This window comes from Pontibacterium sp., assembly GCF_041587635.1.
Lineage (GTDB): Bacteria > Pseudomonadota > Gammaproteobacteria > Pseudomonadales > Balneatricaceae > Pontibacterium.
Genome location: NZ_JBFGYC010000012.1, coordinates 1 through 22,355, shown reverse-complemented (window position 1 = coordinate 22,355; position 22,355 = coordinate 1). Strand labels below are relative to the sequence as shown.

19 protein-coding genes are annotated in these 22,355 nt (G+C 51.0%); 7 read left to right on the top strand and 12 right to left on the bottom strand.

Annotation, left to right across the window (positions count from 1 at the left end):
* Positions 1-342 precede the first annotated feature (342 nt).
* From ABYW01_RS01710 to ABYW01_RS01700, 3 genes are all read left to right on the top strand, one after another.
* Positions 343-1,530: an acyl-CoA dehydrogenase gene (locus ABYW01_RS01710; RefSeq protein ID WP_372830818.1), complete on the top strand. Its 1,188-nt coding sequence runs from the start codon at positions 343-345 to the stop codon at positions 1,528-1,530.
* Positions 1,530-2,741 (top strand): CaiB/BaiF CoA transferase family protein, encoded by a 1,212-nt coding sequence (locus ABYW01_RS01705; protein ID WP_372830817.1) that lies wholly within the window; start codon positions 1,530-1,532, stop codon positions 2,739-2,741. Before ABYW01_RS01710 ends, ABYW01_RS01705 begins: the two co-directional genes overlap by 1 nt.
* Before the next feature lie 237 nt (positions 2,742-2,978).
* On the top strand, positions 2,979-3,266 hold the full coding sequence (locus tag ABYW01_RS01700) for a cupin domain-containing protein (protein WP_372830816.1): 288 nt from the start codon (positions 2,979-2,981) through the stop codon (positions 3,264-3,266).
* Between the two features lie 244 nt (positions 3,267-3,510).
* Here ABYW01_RS01700 and ABYW01_RS01695 read toward each other — a convergent pair whose 3' ends face one another.
* The 5 genes from ABYW01_RS01695 to ABYW01_RS01675 all read right to left on the bottom strand — a co-directional run bounded on the left by ABYW01_RS01695 (position 3,511) and on the right by ABYW01_RS01675 (position 7,568).
* On the bottom strand, positions 3,511-4,002 hold the full coding sequence (locus ABYW01_RS01695) for an isoprenylcysteine carboxylmethyltransferase family protein (protein ID WP_372830814.1): 492 nt from the start codon (positions 4,000-4,002) through the stop codon (positions 3,511-3,513).
* Between the two features lie 320 nt (positions 4,003-4,322).
* Positions 4,323-4,496, bottom strand: coding sequence for a hypothetical protein (locus ABYW01_RS01690; protein ID WP_372830813.1), 174 nt, complete (start codon positions 4,494-4,496; stop codon positions 4,323-4,325).
* A gap of 120 nt (positions 4,497-4,616) precedes the next feature.
* Positions 4,617-5,375 carry a hypothetical protein gene (locus tag ABYW01_RS01685; RefSeq protein ID WP_372830812.1) on the bottom strand — a complete coding sequence of 253 codons (759 nt, stop codon included), beginning with the start codon at positions 5,373-5,375 and terminating at the stop codon, positions 4,617-4,619.
* Between the two features lie 251 nt (positions 5,376-5,626).
* Positions 5,627-6,652, bottom strand: a complete 1,026-nt coding sequence (locus ABYW01_RS01680; RefSeq protein WP_372830811.1) for an IS110 family transposase — start codon at positions 6,650-6,652, stop codon at positions 5,627-5,629.
* 577 nt (positions 6,653-7,229) lie between these two features.
* A complete protein-coding gene (locus tag ABYW01_RS01675) occupies positions 7,230-7,568 on the bottom strand; it encodes a carboxymuconolactone decarboxylase family protein (RefSeq protein WP_372830810.1) in 339 nt (112 codons plus the stop codon).
* Positions 7,569-7,912: 344 nt separating this feature from the next.
* Between ABYW01_RS01675 and ABYW01_RS01670 the strand changes: the two genes are divergently transcribed.
* Positions 7,913-8,854, top strand: coding sequence for a carbon-nitrogen hydrolase family protein (locus tag ABYW01_RS01670; RefSeq protein ID WP_372830809.1), 942 nt, complete (start codon positions 7,913-7,915; stop codon positions 8,852-8,854).
* A gap of 150 nt (positions 8,855-9,004) precedes the next feature.
* Here the strand turns inward: ABYW01_RS01670 and ABYW01_RS01665 are convergent, their stop codons facing one another.
* From ABYW01_RS01665 to ABYW01_RS01635, 7 genes are all read right to left on the bottom strand, one after another.
* Complete coding sequence (locus ABYW01_RS01665) at positions 9,005-10,984, bottom strand: methyl-accepting chemotaxis protein (RefSeq protein ID WP_372830808.1); 1,980 nt, start codon at positions 10,982-10,984, stop codon at positions 9,005-9,007.
* Positions 10,985-11,142: 158 nt separating this feature from the next.
* Positions 11,143-11,865, bottom strand: a complete 723-nt coding sequence (locus tag ABYW01_RS01660; protein WP_372830807.1) for a glutamine amidotransferase — start codon at positions 11,863-11,865, stop codon at positions 11,143-11,145.
* Positions 11,866-11,943: 78 nt separating this feature from the next.
* The gene (locus ABYW01_RS01655) at positions 11,944-12,759 is read right to left on the bottom strand and encodes an ABC transporter permease subunit (protein WP_372830806.1); all 816 of its coding nucleotides are present in this window, start codon (positions 12,757-12,759) and stop codon (positions 11,944-11,946) included.
* Positions 12,759-13,718 (bottom strand): ABC transporter permease subunit, encoded by a 960-nt coding sequence (locus ABYW01_RS01650; protein WP_372830805.1) that lies wholly within the window; start codon positions 13,716-13,718, stop codon positions 12,759-12,761. Before ABYW01_RS01650 ends, ABYW01_RS01655 begins: the two co-directional genes overlap by 1 nt.
* Positions 13,715-14,884 (bottom strand): ABC transporter ATP-binding protein, encoded by a 1,170-nt coding sequence (locus tag ABYW01_RS01645; protein WP_372830803.1) that lies wholly within the window; start codon positions 14,882-14,884, stop codon positions 13,715-13,717. Before ABYW01_RS01645 ends, ABYW01_RS01650 begins: the two co-directional genes overlap by 4 nt.
* Positions 14,885-15,097: 213 nt before the next feature.
* A complete protein-coding gene (locus ABYW01_RS01640; protein ID WP_193954671.1) occupies positions 15,098-16,192 on the bottom strand; it encodes a polyamine ABC transporter substrate-binding protein in 1,095 nt (364 codons plus the stop codon).
* A 459-nt stretch (positions 16,193-16,651) separates the two neighbouring features.
* Positions 16,652-17,989, bottom strand: a complete 1,338-nt coding sequence (locus ABYW01_RS01635) for a glutamine synthetase family protein (protein WP_193954672.1) — start codon at positions 17,987-17,989, stop codon at positions 16,652-16,654.
* Between the two features lie 241 nt (positions 17,990-18,230).
* Between ABYW01_RS01635 and ABYW01_RS01630 the strand changes: the two genes are divergently transcribed.
* From ABYW01_RS01630 to ABYW01_RS01620, 3 genes are all read left to right on the top strand, one after another.
* Positions 18,231-18,947 (top strand): GntR family transcriptional regulator, encoded by a 717-nt coding sequence (locus ABYW01_RS01630; protein ID WP_372830802.1) that lies wholly within the window; start codon positions 18,231-18,233, stop codon positions 18,945-18,947.
* A gap of 287 nt (positions 18,948-19,234) precedes the next feature.
* Positions 19,235-20,617: an aspartate aminotransferase family protein gene (locus ABYW01_RS01625; protein ID WP_372830801.1), complete on the top strand. Its 1,383-nt coding sequence runs from the start codon at positions 19,235-19,237 to the stop codon at positions 20,615-20,617.
* A 124-nt stretch (positions 20,618-20,741) separates the two neighbouring features.
* On the top strand, positions 20,742-21,500 hold the full coding sequence (locus tag ABYW01_RS01620; RefSeq protein WP_372830799.1) for a LuxR C-terminal-related transcriptional regulator: 759 nt from the start codon (positions 20,742-20,744) through the stop codon (positions 21,498-21,500).
* The last annotated feature ends 855 nt before the right edge of the window (positions 21,501-22,355 follow it).

Below are 22,355 nucleotides of genomic sequence, written 5' to 3'. Positions count from 1 at the left end.
TCCATGTGCTTTTAAAACAACGGCTATCTTAGTTTTATCCCCCTTAACCTAAGCATTGATCGATCACTATTTATGCAAATATTCAGTTGCACCTAATATGGATTAATCAAAATCGAGGTCGACAGGGATAGTGTCAGATCCACCACCATCCTACGCACAACGCGGTCACGACCCGACAACATATCAATGCATGCAGGCATAGGTACATTCAGCGCGCTACGCATGACAGAAAGTCAGGAGTTCGCACTCCTAACGCTGTTATTGCTGCTGTGACGACAAACCACATCACTTGAATCGTACTGCCCGAAAGCGCAACAGAATAACAAACAAGAGGCATGAACCATGAGTCAATCTTCAACGAAGCCAGCGTTTAACTGGGAAGACCCATTCTCTCTGGAAACACAGCTGACCGAAGAAGAGCGAATGATACGCGATGCAGCACATGACTATTGTCAGGGCCAGTTAAAACCTCGCGTTCTTGAAGCTAACCGCAAAGAGATCTTCCATACAGAAATCATGCAGGAACTGGGCGAACTGGGTTTGCTGGGTTCCACTCTGCCTGAGCAGTACGGCGGTTCAGCCGTAAACTACGTATGCTACGGTCTGGTTGCCCGTGAAGTTGAGCGTGTCGACAGCGGTTACCGTTCTGCGATGAGTGTTCAGTCCTCTCTGGTCATGCACCCTATCTACGCGTACGGCACCGTAGAGCAGCGTATGAAGTACCTGCCGAAGCTGGCTTCCGGCGAATGGATTGGTTGCTTTGGTCTGACTGAACCGGATGTAGGTTCTGATCCAAACAACATGAAAACCCGCGCCACTAAAACAGACGGCGGCTACGTACTGAAAGGTGCGAAGATGTGGATCACCAACTCTCCGGTATCCGATGTCTTTGTTGTCTGGGCGAAACTGGATGGTGTCGTACGCGGCTTCATTCTGGAAAAAGGCATGGAAGGCCTGAGCGCACCTAAGATTGAGGGTAAATTCTCCCTGCGTGCGTCCATCACCGGCGAAATCGTCATGGAAGATGTGTTTGTTCCTGACGAAAACATTCTGCCAGGTGTAGAAGGTCTGGCCGGACCGTTTGGCTGCCTGAACAAAGCACGCTACGGCATCGCATGGGGTTCTTTGGGTGCAGCGGAATTCTGCTGGCACGCATCCCGTCAGTACACCCTGGACCGCATTCAGTTCCAGCGCCCACTGGCTGCAAACCAGTTGATCCAGAAAAAACTGGCTGACATGCAAACCGAGATCTCCCTGGGTCTTCAGGGCTGCCTGCAGATGGGCCGTCTGATGGATGAAGGACGCTGCCCGGTCGAGCTTATCTCACTGCTGAAACGTAACAACTGTGGTAAAGCACTGGATATCGCACGTGTATCCCGCGATATGCACGGTGGCAACGGCATCTCCGATGAGTTTGACGTTATCCGTCACGTAATGAACCTTGAAGCGGTCAACACCTATGAAGGTACGCATGACGTTCATGCGCTGATTCTGGGACGCGCACAAACAGGCATTCAGGCATTCTTCTAATGAAAACAGCACTGTCTCATATTCAGGTTCTGGATTTGAGTCGGATTCTGGCGGGCCCTTGGGCCGGCCAGATGCTGGCAGACTTTGGAGCCAACGTTATTAAAGTGGAGCGGCCCGGATCGGGGGATGATACCCGTGGCTGGGGACCTCCGTTCGTCAAAGACGCCGCCGGAAACCCAACCGATGCGGCCTACTTCCACTCTGCAAACCGTGGCAAACAATCCATTGCCGTCGATATTACCTCTCCCGAAGGACAAGCCCTGATCCACCGCCTCGCCGCCAACGTTGATGTTGTGCTGGAGAACTATAAGGTCGGCGGCTTAAAAAAATACAACCTCGACTACGAAAGCCTTAAGGCGATCAACCCCAAGCTGATCTACTGCTCCATTACCGGCTTTGGGCAAGACGGTCCTTACAGCAAGCGTGCAGGTTACGATTTCATGATTCAGGCCATGGGTGGCTTGATGAGTGTCACCGGCGAACCGGACGGACAACCGATGAAAGTCGGCGTGGCGCTGGCCGATGTGATGACAGGTCTCTACGCCTCAAACGCTATTCAAGCAGCCCTCCTCCACCGTACAGAAACCGGTGTCGGCCAGCATATCGATCTGGCACTGCTGGATGTTCAGGTCGCGACCCTTGCCAATCAGGCGATGAACTACCTCGTCGGTGGCGAACCACCACAACGACTGGGTAACGCACATCCCAAAATCGTGCCCTATGAAGCCTTCGCAACGGCTGATAGCCACGTCATTCTGGCGATAGGCAATGACAGCCAGTTTGCGAAGTTCTGCAAGCTTGCCGGTGCACCGGGACTCGCATCGGATCCTGACTTTCTTACCAACTCGCAACGGGTGAACAATCGACAGACGCTCATCCCGATTGTGCGTAAGCTGATGCAGCAACACGATACCCAGTGGTGGTTGGAAAACCTTGCCGAGCAAGGCGTACCCAGTGGTCCGATCAATACCCTGGATCAGGTCTTTGAGAACGAACAGATACTCCACCGGGAGATGCAGGTACAACTGGATCATCCAGCTGCAGGCAAAGTCCCTAGCGTGGCGAATCCAGTTAAGTTCTCTGAAACGCCGATCCAATATGGACAGGCATCCCCTCAATTGGGGCAGCACACCCAGAAAGTGCTTAATGAAGTTCTCGGCATGGATGACGGAGAGATCGACAGACTACGTAGTGAAAAAGTGATCGGATAATGTTGTACCGTGCCACCTAGCGCCTTCCTTCCCATGAAAGGAGGCGCGACTGCTTTTCCATACGACAGCGTCCTTCCTGATCCAAACAAATACCACTCCAAGCAACAACGACACCGCGTCATTCCGCAGCATTTTATACACCACCCAGGCAATATCGCGATCTGGACTCACACCCAGATGCATAGAACAGCGCCAAGAGCATCCTCCAGATAACACCAATAACACCGTGAGATAACAATGACTGAACGCCCACTTTTCGTACTGACAGAACAGATCGACAATCCACGCACCTGCGTGAACCACCTGCTCTTTCCCGCGCACTGCGAAACCCGCTGGCATCGCCACGAGAGAGACTACGTGATTGTGCCCATGCAGGCCTGTGAGCTACTGATCGACACGGGCGAAGGCCCTAAGCCTGTCGCGTTGAAACCGGGAGAATGTTACTACCGTGATGCGGGAGTGGAACACAACGTGATTAACCCGTCAGATACGGACATTACGCTGATTGAGGTGGAGATTAAGTAAGGCTGACGAATGAACATAAATATCGGTTTGAGGACTCCGCACTGTTCATGCCGAGACGTTCGCCCGCGGTTAAGTAGAAAAGTGGCAATTCCGGTTAAGCCACAGCCCCACACCAAAAGTAAACTTGACGGCAGAAGGTGTCTACCAATAGCGGGCAACTCGAATAGATAACGTTCAAGCGGTACGGCGCAGCGTAGTTCGTGTCTGAATGAGCGCACTGTTAGGGCAGCTATCTGCCCACCGTTCAGTAAATCCCCGGAATCAACCGATAGCGTACCCGTCGCGCATAGTCGCGATAACCCGGCAACTCGTCCTGTAGAGTCCGGTCTTCTAGCACCGTTCTAATCACCGCGATGATCAGCGCAACCGCCGCCGGAATAAGTAACCAGGTCGAGCTTAAGGCCAATGCCATGCCTGGGAGTGCCAACATATTTCCAGCATAGCCGGGATGTCGCACCATCCGATAGGGGCCACTGTCACACACCACATGCCCTCGATCCACCTGAACACGCACCACGCTGGAGAAAAAGCGATTCTCTATCAATGCCCACGCAGCGAAGGCGTATCCGAGCAAGATCAAGAGGAAGCCAAGCAGGATGAGCCACAATGGAAACGGGGATGACCAGCCAAAACGATGATCCAGCCCGGCTACAATGACCAGCGGGAAACTCACACTCAGCGCCATCAGTGGAGCAAGCACTTTGTCCCAGGCTTTCGCACTTTGGACCTTTTTCATATTTTGTCTTTCAGCGGTTAATCCGGGATGCAGCCGTTCCGCCCATATGCGCCCACCAATACCAGCGACCAAGATAAGCAGGGAATATAGCCAGGCCTGCCACCAGCCGAGGTCGCCACCGCATACAAATAAAACCAGTGGTATCAGGAGATACACCATAACTAGCCTGAACCACTGGCGAGGGGAGGCTGCTTGATCTATCTGTGGATCATCTGCATTCAATGACATGCCATCCCCTCAATTCACATGATTCTTATTGAGCGTCTAACGCATCAAGCTGTGGTGCAAAGCATCCACAGCCTTGCCTTGTTATGCGTTTTTTATTTTAAGTCTCTTTCTATTTCTTCAGTATTTTTACTACCATGCGCTTGCAAAATATATTTAATATATTCATTTAGTTTGTGCTTTTCTTTTAATGTGCTTTGTTCGTATATTTCTTTTAAAGACTTTAACTGAACTTCAAAGTCTTCATTAACAATCTCTTCATTGTCCATCTTTATCTCCCATTGCTATCTCTAGAAATAATACTTTCAATGTGCGCATAACGCCGCCATAAAGGGCGAGCAACTTGTTGCGAATTCAGCGCACTCTGTGCGCGATTTTTGATGACATTGTTAGGCATTTTCTTTGATTTCGCCATTTGATCGAATAAAGTCTACATGATGGGCAAACATAATTTCCTCTAACATTTCTGAAGCAACAGATTCATACACTATGCCTGCTAATCTCCACGTTACTATGCCAAATTCCGACTTAATTAATGCGGTTGCTGGTGCCCCGCTTATACCACCCATATCATAGTTAGTAGGCGGCAATCCTTTACCTCGTGCGTCTACCCAATATTTTCTATCGAAAGAGCAACCAAAATTCCTGTCACTTATGGTGTTAATGGGTGTATTAAAACAATAATATCCAAATGAATAGTAATCTATTCCTTTTTCCTGACGTTCTATTCCAGGAAAGTCTGAAACCACAACCATACTATCTCGTTTAGGACGCGAGGGTGGCCATGAATCGTTACTCCCTCTTAAAACATTAGCGCCTATTTTATCTATTTCCTGATCACTAATTTCAAACGTTTCGATATCTATTTCGTTAGAGTTTGGAATAGACAAAAGACGTTTTTCAAGATCCACAGCAAGTTTACTTATCTGACAAATACTTGCTTTCCCTTGACCCTTTTGTGTTAGGTAAGAGCGATATACATGAGCGGCAGTTACAACAAATTTTCTGGACCCAGCATCTAGTATAAAAGCCGTTCCATTTTGGACTATTCCTTTCTCCTGTGTTCCCCAAAATAACGGAAACGAATAGGTCGCCGCAATTTTCAAGTACTCTTTTAGTACTTCTTCTGACTCTTGAATTCGGCTCATATCCACTATGCCTAACATCTATGGACGCCCCTTGTTGTGCAAGTAAAACGACAATATTTGGCATTAGGACGTGCAGCCATCTATCCGGACTCTATAAGCTCTCGCCATGATCCCTGATGAACTCCGCTGATTTGGTGCTAATCATTTATAACGTTCTCGCAGAACGATGTTAGACACAGCTTTTCCAAATCACGGTATGACCTGTTTGCCATCATTTCGTCTTACCTACGACACCTCCGGAACAATCCTTTTTATATTGCTGTCGGCTCTACGTACCGACTTCCTTTATTCAGTAATGCCCAGGTTATTCGGGCCAGCTTGTTGGCGAGCGCAACGATTACAACGTTGAAGTTAGCTCTTGCCAGCAGGTCGGAAAGCCATCGAGTCAGCACCTTTCTCTTTGGGTTAAGGTGCCTTAACACCGCTCTCGCGCCGTGGATTAACATTTTTCGTAGGTATGCATCACCACGCTTACTGATTCCACGTAAAACAGACTTACCACCGCTCGAATGCTGTTTCGGAACCAACCCCAGCCAAGCAGATAGCTGCCGTCCCGATTTAAAAGCGTGTCCATTCCCGACTGAAGCGACCAGTGCCGAAGCTGAGAGTCTCCCGATGCCGGGCACCTCTAACAAACGTCGACATGCATCATTACGCGCTATATCACGATCAATCTCTGCATCAAGATCAGCAATAAAACGCTCGAGCTCCGTCAACCTGATTCTCATACGCTGTATGTGTCGGCGCATGAGCGGGGGCAACTCCGATTCTCGATCTCCATAGGACTCTTGGAACCACCTTTTCAGCCTTCCCCGCCCTGCGGGAACCGCTATGCCAAATTCGCCCAATGTTGCCCGCAATCGGTTAATCAAAGCAGTGCGATCTTTTACCAGACCATCTCGCTCGCGATGTATGAGTAACAGCGTTTGCTGGTCTTCTGTTTTTACTGCAACAAACCGCATACTTGGTCGCGTTACGGCTTCGCAAATCGCCTCTGCATCAGCTGCATCATTTTTGTTCGTCTTAACGTAGGGTTTCACATACTGAGGCGGCATCAACTTAACATCATGCCCCAGATCAGAAATAACCCGCCCCCAGTAATGGGAGCTACCGCAAGCCTCCATTCCGACCAAGCAAGGAGGCAAATTAGCAAAAAACTTAGCGACCGAAGCTCTACGCAACGACTTGTTAAAAACACGTCGACCCGAGGCATCGGTACCATGAACTTGAAAAACGTTCTTTGCTAAATCAATGCCTACAACCGCTACCGTTTCCATGATTAAGACCCTCTTATTAACCGCATCAACTAGCAGTTTAGGAGGGGCGTCCATTTCATTATTTTAATATACAGCCCTTGCAAGCATTGGTAGCTTGCAAGGTTCAAATATCTTCCAAGGATAGGAGGAATAAAATGTATCGAAGGTCGCGTAAATACCAACAGCTCATCGAAAGAGTTGCGAGAGGGAGTGTTGCCAGAGAAAAACGAAGAATGGAAGGTCATCATCCTGATTTTCCACCTGAATTGCCCAAGCTACGCAGGTTAATCGAAATAACAGATTTCGATACGGGTACTCCAATTACCCATCGCATCGAACTAGACCGCAGCAACCGGATTGATGGCTGTATGAACAGGGCAAATGTGATCGTACCCATAACCTGTAGTAGCAGCCTTCTCCGAAGGCGACCGAAGTTTGGTAGATACATGACGGTTTTGTCGCGGTCGGAGACCGCTACTACAGGGTCCGAGGTAAAATACTGCTGGGTGAATACTTCCGTGATAAAGGTGATTTACCCAGTTGCAAGGCATGTGTCTCTGTTGGCTGCGCCAGAAAAATCGTCCTTCTACGCCACACATCACGGGTAATGCCCAACATCCCCATGATCGATAATGTCGTCCACCCAACTTAAGGCCGCCATGACTGCCGGAAAGCCGATGGTACTGGTCAACAATATGATCGTATGGTGAATCTCTTCCGTGCTAGCTCCGGCTGCCCGTGCCTGTTTAGCGTGGCTATGCACTGCACCTTCGGAGCGGATACTGACAGCAGCGGCCAGTTTAATCAGTTCTGCTGATTTCAGATCGATTGGGCCTTCCTGTCTAACTACCTGCCCAAGCTCATCAATCGCTTCAGCCAGTTTGGGATACTGCGCCCGTATGCGGGTGTAGGTTTTGGGGAGTTTTACGTCTGACATAAGGGGTTATCTCCGCAGCTTTAAACATTCGAGAGATCTGTTTCGTGTAATCGACTTAAGAATAGCAGCTGTGTGGTTATAAGCATGTCTGCTGGGATCTGTGCGGCAAAGGCAAACTAAGTAGATCAGGATTAGGGATATACGTTGTACCCGGTTACGACCGCCAATCGCCCCAAAACCACTCCATTGCCGAAGTCACTGCTCGGCTCTTTGATCACCTTGTTAGCCACCTTATTAATTGCACCTTGCTCCCGACTTCCACCCAAAAACAATTGATCATTTTTTGATCCACCATCCGGACTCTTTGCTATGCTTGGTAGTACGTCGCTCAAAGGGGAAGCACAATGACCACCAAGGTAGCTATTGCACAAAAACCGCCGGTATTACTCAATCTCGAAGCAACAACACAACGTGCTTTGGAGAGTTTGGAAGAAGCGGCATCCAACGGGGCTCAATTGGTTGTCTTCCCCGAAGCTTACCTGCCCGGGTATCCCACGTGGATCTGGCGACTGCGCCCCGGTGGGGATATGGCGCTGGGTAACCTGCTGCACACAAAGCTAAGACAAAATGCGGTCGATATCGGTCAGGGCGGGCTGGATCGTATATGTGAGGCCGCGGCCAAGCATAACGTTGTGGTGGTCATGGGCCTGAATGAGGTGGATTCAAAGTACAGCGGTACCACACTGTTCAACACCGTCGTTGTGATCGGCTCAGATGGCAAGATTCTAAACCGCCATAGAAAACTCATGCCGACTAACCCGGAGCGCATGGTGTGGGGGATGGGCGATGCCTCCGGTCTGCGCGTCGTTGATACACCTGTTGGACGTATTGGGTGTCTCATCTGCTGGGAAAGTTACATGCCTCTCGCTCGATTCGCCCTCTTTGCTCAAGACATTGATATCTATATTGCGCCAACCTGGGACAGCGGTGAGATGTGGCTCGCCTCGATGAACCATATCGCGCGTGAAGGCGGCTGCTGGGTACTGAGTACGGCCACCGCATTGCACGGCTCAGATATTCCTGAGGATTTTCCAGAGCGGGACGCGCTGTTTAATGACAATGAGTGGGTGAACCCCGGCGATGCGGTGATTGTGAAGCCTTTCGGCGGCGTACACAGCGGTCCGTTACATCAGGATAAAGGGATCTTGTATGCGGATATCAACGTTGAAGATGCCCGAAGCTCGAGAAAGGCGCTTGATGTGGCGGGTCACTATGGTCGCCCCGATATTTTTCATCTGGACGTTGATCGCAGCTCGAAGCCGCCTATTCGCTTTGTAGACGAGTAACCCTGAGGCTAAGCGGTACTAAAACCACTGCGCAGATTGGAGCAGGGTTCATACTCGGAGTATCCAGCTATAGCGAGCAATCACTTACCTTATGCACGAATCAGGCAAGTGACTACTCACTATGACGCTGCCCTAAAACACACCTAGCGCTTAGACCTTAAACCGCTTCACCAACCCCATAAGGTTATCCGACAACTGTAACAGCGAGGCACTCTCTCCGGCTGCGCGCTCTGCACCCGCTGTTGTGGTTTCCATAATGCTGTTGATCTCATTCAGGCTCTGGCTGATATCACGCACGGTCGCGCTCTGCTCATCGGTAGCGTTAGCCACGAGTGAATTCATCTCTCGCATCCGCTGTACCGCTTCAACCACTTTGTTGAGTTCACGGGTGCTGCGATCCAGATGCTCACTGCAACTGACCGCATCAGCAGAACAATTGGACATCGCACTCACCGTTTTACCTGCGCCCTGCTGCAGGTTGTTGACGGTCTCTTCAATCGCGCTGATCGAGCCTTGTGTGCGGGTGGCCAGTGAGCGCACTTCATCCGCCACAACTGCAAAACCCCGCCCGGTTTCTCCGGCACGCGCCGCCTCTATCGCGGCATTCAGCGCGAGCAGATTGGTTTGTTCGGCAATGGCTTTGATCACGTTGATCACCTCACTGATGGAGTCACTGTGTTGTTGCAGCGATTTCACCTCCTCCATGGAGCGGGTGACCTGCCCTGCCAGTGCGTTGATCGCTTCGCTGTTTTCCATCAGGGAGCGGTTATTGGTTTCCAGAATCGCGTCCGCTTCAACCGCATCGGATAATGTCTGATCCGCATGGGTCGCCACCTCGGTAGCACTGGCTTCCATCTCGGTCGCCGTGGCTGCCAGTCGCGCGCTTTGCAGACCCTGTTGCGCAACCCCGCTTAAGGTATTGCGACTGATCTCACTGCCGGTGGTGGCGGTTTTGTGTACCTCACCCACCGTCGTAACAATCTCTTCCACCAAATGGCGTAACTCGCTCGACAGTGTATTGGTGCTTTGCGCCAGATGACTCAGTTCATCATTGCCCACAATCGCCAGCTCAGTGGCCAGATCACCGGACGCGATCCGCCCCATACCCGACACCACACGATTGAGTGAGCGTTGCAAATAGGTGATCAGGCGATAACCAAAGAACGCGGAGAACAGTGCAGCTAACAGCGTGCCTGCGGCGATCAACAGTTTGCCGTCATTAATGGTGTCATTGGTGGCCTGCTGCACTGACGCAGCATACCGGGTGGCGGCATCGATAAATTGGTTTATCTGGTGGTTGTTGCGAGCCACCATTTTTTCAGTATGAGCCAGTAGACGTTCTGATTCACGCAAAGCCGCCAGCGATTGCAGATAGGAGGTGAGCGTCAGATCTTCAGCGGTAAGCTGCTCACGATACGGCAGCCAGATCTCCATGATCGATTCATAGGCTTCCTTGTCCAGCGCTTCAACGGTAGGTACGGCCTGATCCAGACGTTGTACGTATTTACTAATCTCCGCTTCTATTTGCGCGACCTTTTCAGGCTCACTCGATTTCAGCAACTGAGCCACCTGCCCGTTCAGATACGCGATATCATCACGCAGCGGCTTCACCACTTTGAGAAACTCGAACCGAAACTCTTCGTGCAAGAGGTCTTCAAGGGTATAGGCCATTTCGCCGGTCAGGTATTTGAACTCTTCGGCCTGCTTTAGAATATGCGCCTGCTCAGCGCGAACACGAGCTTTCTCAGCGACAATCTTCTCTGACTGTTTGAAGATCTCGGCTGTCACCTGACGCATCTCTACCAGCGTGACGGATTCACCTTCGATGCGGCTTAACGATGCAAAATCGTCTTTAAACGCCTTATCCAGAGCCTTCAGTTCGGCATTGATCTTTTTGCTGTCCGTGTCCGAGGCACCGCTGATGTACTTCAGCAGAATGTACTGGGTATCCGCCAGATTCGCGCGCAGGTTTGCGCTGATCGTTACCCGGGGTGTGGCATCGTGAATGACCGATGAGACTTGTTGACTGACCGAGTTGAAACTTTGATACGCCACCAGTGAGGTAGCCAGAAACAATGCAAGTGTCACAACCATCGTCAGCATAATGCGCTGACCGACTGAAAGATTCATATCTGGAGCTCCTGCCCTTCCATCAACGTTGCAGACAAGCAGGCACAGGAACCCAAAGCCTGATCATGCTGCCAAGCTGAAGAGATAGAGGGGTAACGTTAGAAAACAGATAAGATGCCGTAGCCAGCCGTTAGTCCGTGGCTACGGCGTTGTGTAGATCAGACCGCTTTGCGGGTTAAGAAGTCAGCCATCCAGTGTGCCACTTCGATAGAGTCAGTCGCCGCACCGTCCTGACGCAAAGTCGCCAGACCGGCATCCGCCGTTTCATCAGGGATCGCCGTACCTTTACGCAGATCGACCAGCGCATCTTCGTATTGCAGATTAAATTCAGGATGCGCCTGAAAGGTGAGGATATTGTCGCCGTACACCAGACCGGCATACTGACAGAAATCAGACTCAGCGAAGACGGATGCATTATCCGGTTTTGCCGTCACCTGGTAGCGATGCATGGCGCTGATCGTAAACGATTCTGGCGCGTCAGCGATAAAACGGGTGTCACCCACCATCTCGTAGCGGTGCAGACCCACACCCCAGCCACCTTCGAACGCCTCAACTTTGCCACCAAAGGCTTCAGCAATGATCTGGTGACCAAAGCAGATACCCACCATCGGGTTACCCGTCGCGTCGATATCCACAATCAGCTGCTTCAGCTTGATCATCCAATCACGGTTTTCGTCAACGTTGAACTTAGAACCCGTGATAATCCAGCCATCACATTGCGCCGCACTCTGTGGGAATACACCGTCTCGCACATCAAACAGTTCATACTCAAACTGATGCTGCGCTTTATCAAACAGCTGCACAAACATATCGGCGTAAGAACCGTACTGGTTGATTAACTCATCCGGTGTAATACCGGTGGCGAGGATACCTATCTTCATGACTATTTCCTGCAAAACAAAATTAGAGCATTTGTGTCCACTCGCCCGTGCAGAAGCGAGTGAACACAAACAGAGTGGTTATTCCGGCTTCGCCAGCAATCGGGCCTGACGGCGCATCTGGTACATCGCCGCGATAACGCCAATCGCAACAATCGCGATCATAATGGTGGCCAGTGCGTTCACCTCAGGTGTTACCCCCAGACGGACCTTGGAGAAGATCACCATCGGCAGGGTACTGTTACCCGGACCGGAGACGAAGCTGGCAATCACCAGATCATCCAGCGACAAGGTAAAGGACAGCAGCCAACCGGAGATAATCGCCGGTGCGATCAGCGGTAGCGTCACCAGAAAGAACAGTGAGCTTGGCTTCGCGCCCAGATCCATCGCCGCCTCTTCCAGTGTTTCATCCATCGATGCCAGACGCGCCTGCACAATGACCGCCACATATGCCATACAGAATGTGGTGTGGGCGATGATGATGGTGCTGGTGCCGCGCCCCGATGGCCATCCGAAGAGGCCCTCCATCGCCACAAACAATAGCAACAGCGACAGACCGGTAATCACTTCAGGCATCACCAGCGGAGCGGTAATCCAGCCTGACAGGATCATTTTGCCGCGAAACGGTCCGTAACGGCTCAGGACAAAACCGGCCATCGTACCCAGCACCACCGCCAGCGAAGCACTGATAAAGGCGATCTTCAAACTGAGCAGTGCGGCGTTGATGATCTGCTCATTCTGGAACAGCTCACCGTACCACTTTAATGACCAGCCACCCCAAACCGTCACCAGTTTAGACTTGTTAAAACTGTAGATAATCAGCGCAATAATGGGCGCGTACAGGAACAGGAAACCACCTGCAGCTGCGAAATTCAGGAATAATGATCTGCGTTTCATCAGATGGCCTCCTCACTTTTACCCTGACCGTTACGTATCAACATGATGGGCAGTACCAGCACCACCAGCATGACAATCGCCACTGCCGAGGCCATCGGCCAATCACGGTTGAGGAAGAACTCATCCCACAACACACGACCAATCATTAAGGTATCAGAACCACCCAACAACGCCGGTATCACAAACTCACCCACGGCCGGAATAAACACCAGCATACAACCCGCAACAATACCCGGAATCACCTGTGGCAACGTGATCAGGAAGAACCCTTTCACCGGCGGGCAGCCCAGATCCTCAGCAGCCTCCAGCAAACTGACATCCATCTTTTCCAGAGCGCTGTAAAGCGGCAGCACCATAAACGGCAGGTAGGTATAAACAATACCGATATACACCGCAAAGTCTGTTTGCAGCATCACCAGTGGCTGATCGATCAGACCGGTTGAAAGCAGAAACTCATTCACGATTCCGTTCTTCTTCAGAAACCCCATCCACGCGTATACACGCAGCAGAAACGAGGTCCAGAACGGCAGGATCACCAGCGCCAGCAACAAACCACGGGTAGAGCCCTCAGAACGGGCGATCAGGTAAGCGATTGGAAACGCCACAATCAGTGCAAAGAAGGTAGATACACCGGCAATCTTGATCGAACTGAGATACGCATCCAGATAAAACGCGTCTTCAATCAGATACAGATAGTTGCCGAGGTTCATCTTGAAGGTGACATAGGCCTCCTCCAGATCCCATTCCAGCAGCGAGGTATAGGGTGGTACCGCGATCGCTGTTTCAGACAGGGAGATTTTGAACACGACGAGAAACGGGATAAAGAAGAATATCGCCAGCCACAGACCCGGCACCGCAACAACTGCGGCTTTACCCCAATTAATGCTTCGGAATAAGTTATATCGCTTCATCAACGCCGAAGAGCCGTCGACCCAAGCGGATCCAGTTGAGATACTCATACGGTCAGTACCACGCTGCTATCTTCATCCCAGAACAGGAACACTTTGTCATTCCAGGTAAAGCGTTCGCCCATATCACGAGTAAAGTTGGGTTGCGTGACACGCACTTCCTTTCCGCTTGGGAGACGTACTTTAAAGACCGACAAACTGCCCATGTAAGCGATCTCTTCAATCTCACCCTGTAAGCAGTTCTCAGATTGATTCGGGCGGTTGTGACTGATGGTGATCTTCTCGGGACGAATCGCCACATGCACCACTTGATCCGGCGCACAGCTGATACCGTGATTAACATATAAGGTCGCACCGGCTTCCGGTGAGCTGATCCGCACACTGTCCGGCTCATCCTGTGTCACCTGCCCTTCAAACAAGTTCACCGAACCGACAAACTCTGCCACAAAACGACTGTTGGGATATTCGTAGACATCATGCGGCTCATCCGTCTGGACGATCACACCGTTATTCATGACACCAATGCGGCTCGCCAGCGTCATCGCTTCTTCCTGATCGTGGGTCACGACCACAAAGGTCACACCCAGCTCTTCCTGAATATTGATCAGCTCAAACTGAGTCTCTTCACGCAACTTTTTATCCAGTGCGCCCAATGGCTCATCCAGCAACAGCAACTTCGGACGTTTAATCAGGGAACGGGCCAGTGCAACACGCTGACGCTGACCGCCAGACAACTGGTTCGGCTTACGCTTACCCAAGTGACCCAGCTGCACCATATCCAGCATCTCAGCGACACGTTTTTTGACTTCGCTGCGGCCCACACCTTCGCGCTTCAGGCCAAAGGCAATATTGTCAGCCACGGTCAGATGAGGAAACAACGCATAGGACTGGAACATCATATTGACCGGACGTTTCCACGGCTGGATACCCGACATATCAACGCCATCAATCAGGATACGGCCACTGGTCGGTGATTCGAAGCCGGCCAGCATACGCAGCAGCGTACTTTTACCGGAACCTGATCCACCCAAGAGACAGAACAGTTCATTTTTATAAATATTCAGAGAGACATTATCGACAGCTGTAAACTCACCAAACATTTTGGTGACGTTTTCTATTTTCAGGAAGGGCTCAGCGCCATCCTGCTTCCACAGCGGTACCTCTTTTGTGGCGGCCGCGGTGGAGCTCTGCATATCGATTACCTGAGAGGAAGTCATAACAAACCCTCGTTTATTTATTCTTATTAGTAATTCTGAAAAAATCCGGTGGATCACTGTTCCTACGGTTTTTAGATCAGACCAAACCAGAAATTCCAAAGGGGGAAGTTTCTAAATAAGCACACTCTGAACAGAACATGCTTATTTAGAGACTTGCCGAATGCAGCGGTCGAGAAACAGAAGGGGAACAAGGCTCCCCTTCTAGTATGGGCCTTAACGACCGGTTTTGATGTTTGTCCAGGCACGCGTCAGCTTACGGTCAAACTTCGCCGTGTGCGCATTCTGGGTAAACAGATTCGCTTTCACTTCGTCTGATGGGTAGATACCCGGGTTGCCAATCACATCTTTGTTCAACAACGGCTCCGCTGCTTTGTTCGCAACTGCGTAGTAGACGTAGTTCGCGATGCCAGCGCCGGTTTCAGCTTTCAGCACGTAGTTGATGAACTGATGTGCTGCATCCGGGTGCGGAGCATCTGACGGGATCGCCATCAGATCAAACCAGACCAGCGTGCCCTCTTTAGGAATGGCATAACCAATCTTGTGACCCTGACCGGCTTCCTCTGCACGGCTCTGAGCCTGCAGAACATCACCGTTGTAGCCCAGCGCGACACAGATTTCGCCATTTGCCAGATCAGAGATGTATTTGCCGGAGTGGAAGTACTTATAGTTCTGACGGGCCGCACTGATCAGCGCAGAGGCCTTTTTCAGATCGGCTTTCTTTTCAGAGTTTGGATCAAGACCCAGATAGTTCAGCGCGATGGACATCACCTCTGCCGGTGAATCCAGCAAACCGATACCACAATCCGCCAGTTTGGCCGCAACTTCCGGCTTGAACAGCAGGTCCAGCGTATCAACTGGCATATCACCCAAACGGGCTTTCACCATCGCTTCGTTGTAACCCAGACCAATCGTGCCCCATGCGTACGGAACGTTATGCTTGTTGCCGGCATCATGACGCGAGATTTTTTCAATCAGCACGCTATCGAGATTGCTGTAGTTGCTCAGCTTAGAACGGTCGATCTCAGCATAGATACCCGCCTTAACCTGACGTTCCAAAAATGAACCGGTTGGCACCACCACATCGTAGCCGCTGCCACCGGACATCAGCTTGGCTTCGAGAACTTCGTTTGAATCGTAAACGTCATAGTTCACTTTGATGCCGGTTTCAGCTTCAAACTGCTTCACCGCTGCGGGATCAATGTAATCAGACCAGTTGTAGACGTTCAGAACCTGCTGTTCAGCGACAGCAGTAGTAGACAGAGCGGCGGTAAGAAGTGCGGCGGTCAAACCAATTTTCTTGAGGTGCATAAAGATTCTCCATTTTAGGCACAGCATTTCGCTGCTGCATCTGGTAACCCTCACAACCCGTAGGTTTCGTTTGGCGTCATCAGACGTTTATCTTTTGTTTTTATTATCACGGTCATCAGAGACGATAGGGGTCTGCTCTATCAACCGCGTTCAAGCCTAGCCAGAGACAGTCGCTTTAAGGCGCTTATCTCGTCACGCGTAACACGCTAATTTGAATGTACGCTACCCACTTGGATGATCTATATACCCCCCAGTAGGTATTTTAAAAACCCCTTATAAATCATGCAGTTAACAATTAAGTAAAGGTATAAGCCGAGACCAAATGAGCCCTTTCAGCAACACCTTCTCGCGCTTTACAGAGCGGTATACCTTTGATTTTCATCAATCATGAAAACCTTGCAGCAAGGCATAAAAAAACCCCTGTGAATCAGCCTTACGGCGATCCACAGGGGTCTGGTCTTACAAGAATCCGAGATAGGATTCGTATTCTATATCGGAGATCTGCGCGTGCAGTTTTCGCAGTTCCTGACGTTTAGCGGCGGTAAACACCCGCACAAATTCATCGCCCAGATACTCTCTCAACACTTCACTGCGGTTGAAGATATCGGTCGCCTCATCCCACTTGTTCGGCAAGATCAGATCCTGATTCGCCTCGGTGTAGGCATCACCCTGAATCGGGGATGGTGGCATCAGCTTGTTCTCAATACCGTACAACGCACCGGCCAGAATCGTCGCCAACACCAGATACGGGTTCGCATCCGCACCCGCAACACGATGTTCGATACGGCGGGCAATCGGTGGACTTTCCGGAATACGGATCGCCACGGTACGGTTTTCATACCCCCAGCTGGCACAGGTTGGCGCATGTGCACCGACCATAAAGCGGCGGTAGGAATTCATATGCGGGGCAAAGGCCAGCATGCTGTCAGCCATGGTGTGCATCAGACCCGCTACAGCGTGTTTCAGTACATCAGTACCTTCATCCCCACCGTTGTCGAAGACGTTTTCACCGGATTCGTTGAGCAAACTGAAGTGCACATGGAAGCCATTGCCACTCTTATTGGCATACGGTTTTGCCATAAAGGTCGCGGCATAACCGTGTTTACGTGCAATGCCTCGCACCAGACGCTTAAACATAATCGCCTGATCACCGGCCTGCATTGGATTCGGTACGTGGTTGAGATTGATCTCAAACTGACCCGGGCCCAGCTCAGAAATAATCGTATCCGCTGGCACACCCTGCTCTTCGCAGACAGAACGCACTTCGGCAAAGAAAGAAGAGAGACCATCCATCTCATCAATGGAGTAACAATCAGTCTCCGCCAAACGACGGCCATGACCTTCCACCAGAATCGGCGGCTGCGGGCGCTGCGTCTCTTCAGACTTGCCATCCATCAGGTAGAACTCAAGCTCAGTCGCCACGACCGGGGTCAGACCCAGTGCTTTAAAGCGATCAACCACTGAATTCAGCGCCTGACGTGGGTCTGCACTGAACGGTGTGCCGTCCGGGTTGAACATCGTCGCCAGGATCTGGTCACGTGGAGACTCAGCCCAAGGCACGGGTACCGGTTTGTCGTGCACAGGCATGCACACACCATCGCTGTCGCCGGTTTCAAATACCAGACCATTGTCCAGTACATCATCACCCCAGAAGTCGAAACCGATAACGGAGCGCGGCAGTTTAACGCCCTCTTCCATTACCTTGCTGATTGCGTTTGCAGGCATACGCTTGCCGCGCAGATTACCGTTGAGGTCGGTAATAAACAGGTCAAATTCTTTATCGTTATTAGAAGACATATATAAGATTCTCTCTCGAAATCTTGTCGCACTTATTCGGTGCAGTGCTACATGTGCCACTGTGTTTTGCACGCTCTCTTTTGAGCATAGAGCAAAACCAAAAATGTGATCACAAACCTTAACCCAATGTGATCACAAATCATCCTTATGGTCAAGATTTGCCTGAAAGACAAAAAACCATTCACCCAGATTCGTGATCGCATTAGAATAGGAGATAAAAAAGAGCCAAGTCGTAACCGAAATGGATAAAAAATCTCCGATAGAAATCACCTTAACTGAGCGTGACGACGCTGTAACTATAACCCAGTGGGTATATCAGACCCTGCGCTACGCGGTGATGAATGGCCAGATTTTACCCGGTCGCGCCCTCACGATTCGCGAGCTAGCTCGTATTTTGGACGTTAGCCCAATGCCCGTACGCGAAGCGCTGCGCCAGCTTGCGGCAGAAAATGCGCTGGAGATTCAGGGCAATCGCCGTGTCATGGTGCCCCGCATGACTGCGATGAAGTTCAATGAACTCTGCGAAGCACGTATCGCTATCGAATCTCATGCCGCAGCGCGAGCACTACCCTATATAGACGCAACAAGACTGGAACATCTCAGAGAGCTGGACCACCTGATAGACGTGGCTCAGGAGCAAGGTGACCTGGAGCAGGTCAGCATTCTTAATCAGAATTTCCATCGCGCACTGTATACAGCGAACCCCCACCAGGTCACGCTGCCGCTGATTGAAAGTTTGTGGTTACAGCTTGGTCCTTTTATGCGACTGGCCACCAGCAAACTGGAAGAACACTATCTGATCGACAGGCATAATGAAGCGATGAGTGCGATAGAAAAGCAGGATGCATTTGCCCTCCAACTGGCAATCACCGCCGATATTCGCGAGGGTATCGCCTTCGCTGGCACCCCCGAACTGCTGCACAGTTTCATCGAAAAATCGACTCACGCCGTTAACTAGATTTAGCGGCTCCCCCTCCTTTCCGCACTTTTTTTTCGCAACCCCTCATTCCCAGAATCCATCCCGCTTCCAGACAAAATCAGACTGTTTTTTGCACAACTCGGCGTGCTGCCATGTCAGTTTTTTTGTTGACTTTGTAATTTTGTGATCACAAAATGAAATCAAATGATCATCCCAAGGAGCACACCTCCTTTTCTTTTATGATCACAATTTTTCAATTAACAATGTCACGTTCTTCAGCTTTCACGCCATTTACTATTCAGTGAAAGCACCGTTGGGAGAGAGAGATGCTAGAAGATAAAAACAACAATTCCTCAATCACCGCCGTCGTTCAGGCCACCGACGCCGAACATCACCTGCATCCGTTTACCAATACCGGCGCACTGAATAAAAAAGGCGCACGCGTCATCTGTAAAGGTGAAGGCGTTTACCTGTGGGATAGCGAAGGTCAGAAGATTCTGGATGGAATGGCGGGCCTATGGTGCGTCAACATGGGTTACGGCCGCAAAGAGCTGGTCGATGCTGCCACCAAACAGATGAACGAGCTGGCGTACTACAACACCTTTTTCCAGACCACGCATACTCCGGCAGCTGAGCTGGCGAAAGAGATCGCCAGCGTGACACCAGGTGATCTGAACCACATCTTCTTTGCGAACTCTGGCTCTGAAGCGATCGATACGATCATTCGCATGGTACGTCAGTACTGGGCCATTAAAGGCAAGCCATACCGCAACATTCTGATCAGCCGGGAAAATGCCTACCACGGCAGCACCGTCGGCGGCACCAGCTTGGGCGGCATGAGCGGCATGCATAAACAGGGCGCGCCATTGGTGCCAAACATCGAACGCATCCGCCAGCCATACTGGTATGGCGAAGCGGACGACATGAGCGAAGAAGAGTTCGGCATCGCCTGCGCCAAAGCGCTGGAAGAGAAGATTCTGGAAGTAGGCCCGGACAATGTCGCTGCCTTCGTCGGCGAACCGATTCAGGGTGCAGGCGGTGTGATCGTTCCTCCGGCTAACTACTGGAGCGAAATCCAGAAGATCTGCCAGAAGTACGATATTCTGCTGGCCGCTGACGAAGTGATCTGTGGTTTTGGCCGCACCGGTAGCTGGTTTGGCAGCGACACGCTGGAGATCAAACCGGACATCATCTCTATGGCGAAAGGTCTGTCCTCCGGCTATCTGCCGATCGCGGCCGTTGCTGTCGGTGATCGCATCGCCAACGCACTGATTGAACACGATGATGATTTCAACCACGGCTTCACCTACTCCGGTCATCCGGTCGCTGCGGCTGTCGCGATTGAAAACATCCGCCTGATGAAAGAAGAAAACATCGTCGAATACGTGGGCAAAGATATTGGCCCATACTTTCAGCAGAAACTGCGTGAGACGTTGTCAGAGCATCCGCTCGTCGGTCATATCGAAGGCGTGGGTCTGGTGGCCGGTATTGCACTGGTTAAGGACAAAGAGGCAAAAGAGCTCTTCCCAAGTGATCTGGACATCGGCATGATCTGCCGCGACCACTGCTTTAACAACGGCCTGATCATGCGCGCTGTGGGTAGCCGCATGGTGCTGTCACCACCGCTGGTGATCAGCCACGCAGAAGTGGACGAGCTGATTGAGAAAGCACGCATCTGCTTTGATCTGACACTTGAGTCTGTTAGCTAAATCCGAGACAGGGAGTTGTTTTACAACTCCTTTTTCGCTGGCTACAGCGATGTAGCCAGCTTTTTTAATCACATATAGTACGGTACTACCGACGCGGCAAGGAAACCGATTCAGAGAGGCTTTTATGCACAACAGATATCATCCGGACGCACAATCCGTAAGCTGGCAGAAAGATCTCGCATCACTGATCGACCATATCCGCCTGCGCAGTTTTCCCAAAGTTCTGGCTGACTTTCTGGCCACCCAGTGCCATTTTGATACCGTACTGATGGTGACCTATAAAAAGTCATTCAAACCCATCATCCTGCATCCAACCGATCCGGCAGATCAAAGCCCGACGCTGCATAACTACATCAATAAGTCCTATATTCTGGACCCGTTGTTTAATGCTATCCAACACGGCATGTCACCGGGTGTGAGTCGTCTGGCAGAAATTGCCCCTGACTCATTTGAAACCACTGAGTATTATCAAAGTTGTTATAAAGACTTCGACCTGGTCGATGAGATCAACTTTGTTATAGAGCTGGATAAGCACGTGACCTGCACCATCTCGCTGGGCCGAAAATCCAGTCTGGGCACAATTACCCGCGCAGAGCTTCATCGCTTGCAGGATATCTATCCGATTATTAACTCGCTGGTGCGTCAGTTCTGGCTGTCTCAGTCACAGGAATATGTACAGTACGAGAAATCTGACGGTGCCATGAAGCAGGCGCTTAATACTTTTGGCAGCGGCGTCCTGACAAGACGCGAACAGGAGATCTCAGGCCTGATCTTGCAGGGACACTCCTCCAAAGCAATCGCCAACATGCTGAGCATCAGCTTGGGGACGGTGAAGGTACATCGCAAGAATATTCATACCCGCCTGAATACCTCAACCCAGTAAGAGATATTTACCCTGTTTTTGGCACACCTGAACGAGTTGGAAGGTGCCGCAGCAGAAGCGTCTGCCGCGATCAGTCACTGATCCTGTCTTGTCTCGTATCTATTGGGTATCGTTGTTGGGTATCGCCGATGGCTCGACCCAACCTACCCGATTCTGTTGTAGGGTAGTCTTTAGACTACCGGTCGGATGAATCCGACCCTACAGGTGGTCGGAATCGATATCTCACGTCGCGTATATAACTTTTGACCAGCCCCTATCGGCTCCGTCCATGCCACCAGAGCCCGTTGTAGGGTAGTCTTTAGACTACCGGTCGGATAAATCCGACCCTACAGGAGGTCGAGATCAATATCTCACGTCGCGTATATAACTTTTGACCAGCCCCTATCGGCTCCGCCCAAGCCACCAGAGCCCGTTGTAGGGTAGTCTTCCAGACTACCGGTCGGATGAATCCGACCCTACAGGAGGTCGGGATTGCTATCTCACGTTATCGTATACACTTGTTGATCGTCACAATCGGCTCCGTCCATGCCACCAGAGCCCGTTGTAGGGCAGTCTTCCAGACTACCGGTCGGATAAATCCGACCCTACAAGGTAGGTCGGGATCAATATCTCACGTCGTCGTATAAACCTGTTGACCAGCCCCTATCGACTCCGTCCATGCCACGAGAGCCCGTTGTAGGGTAGTCTTTCAGACTACCGGTCGAATGAATCCGACCCTACAAGGTAGGTCGGGATCGATATCTCACGTCATCGTATAAACCTGTTGAGCAGCCCCTATCGGCTCCGCCCAAGCCACCAGAGCCCGTTGTAGGGTAGTCTTCCAGACTACCGGTCGGATGAATCCGACCCTACAGG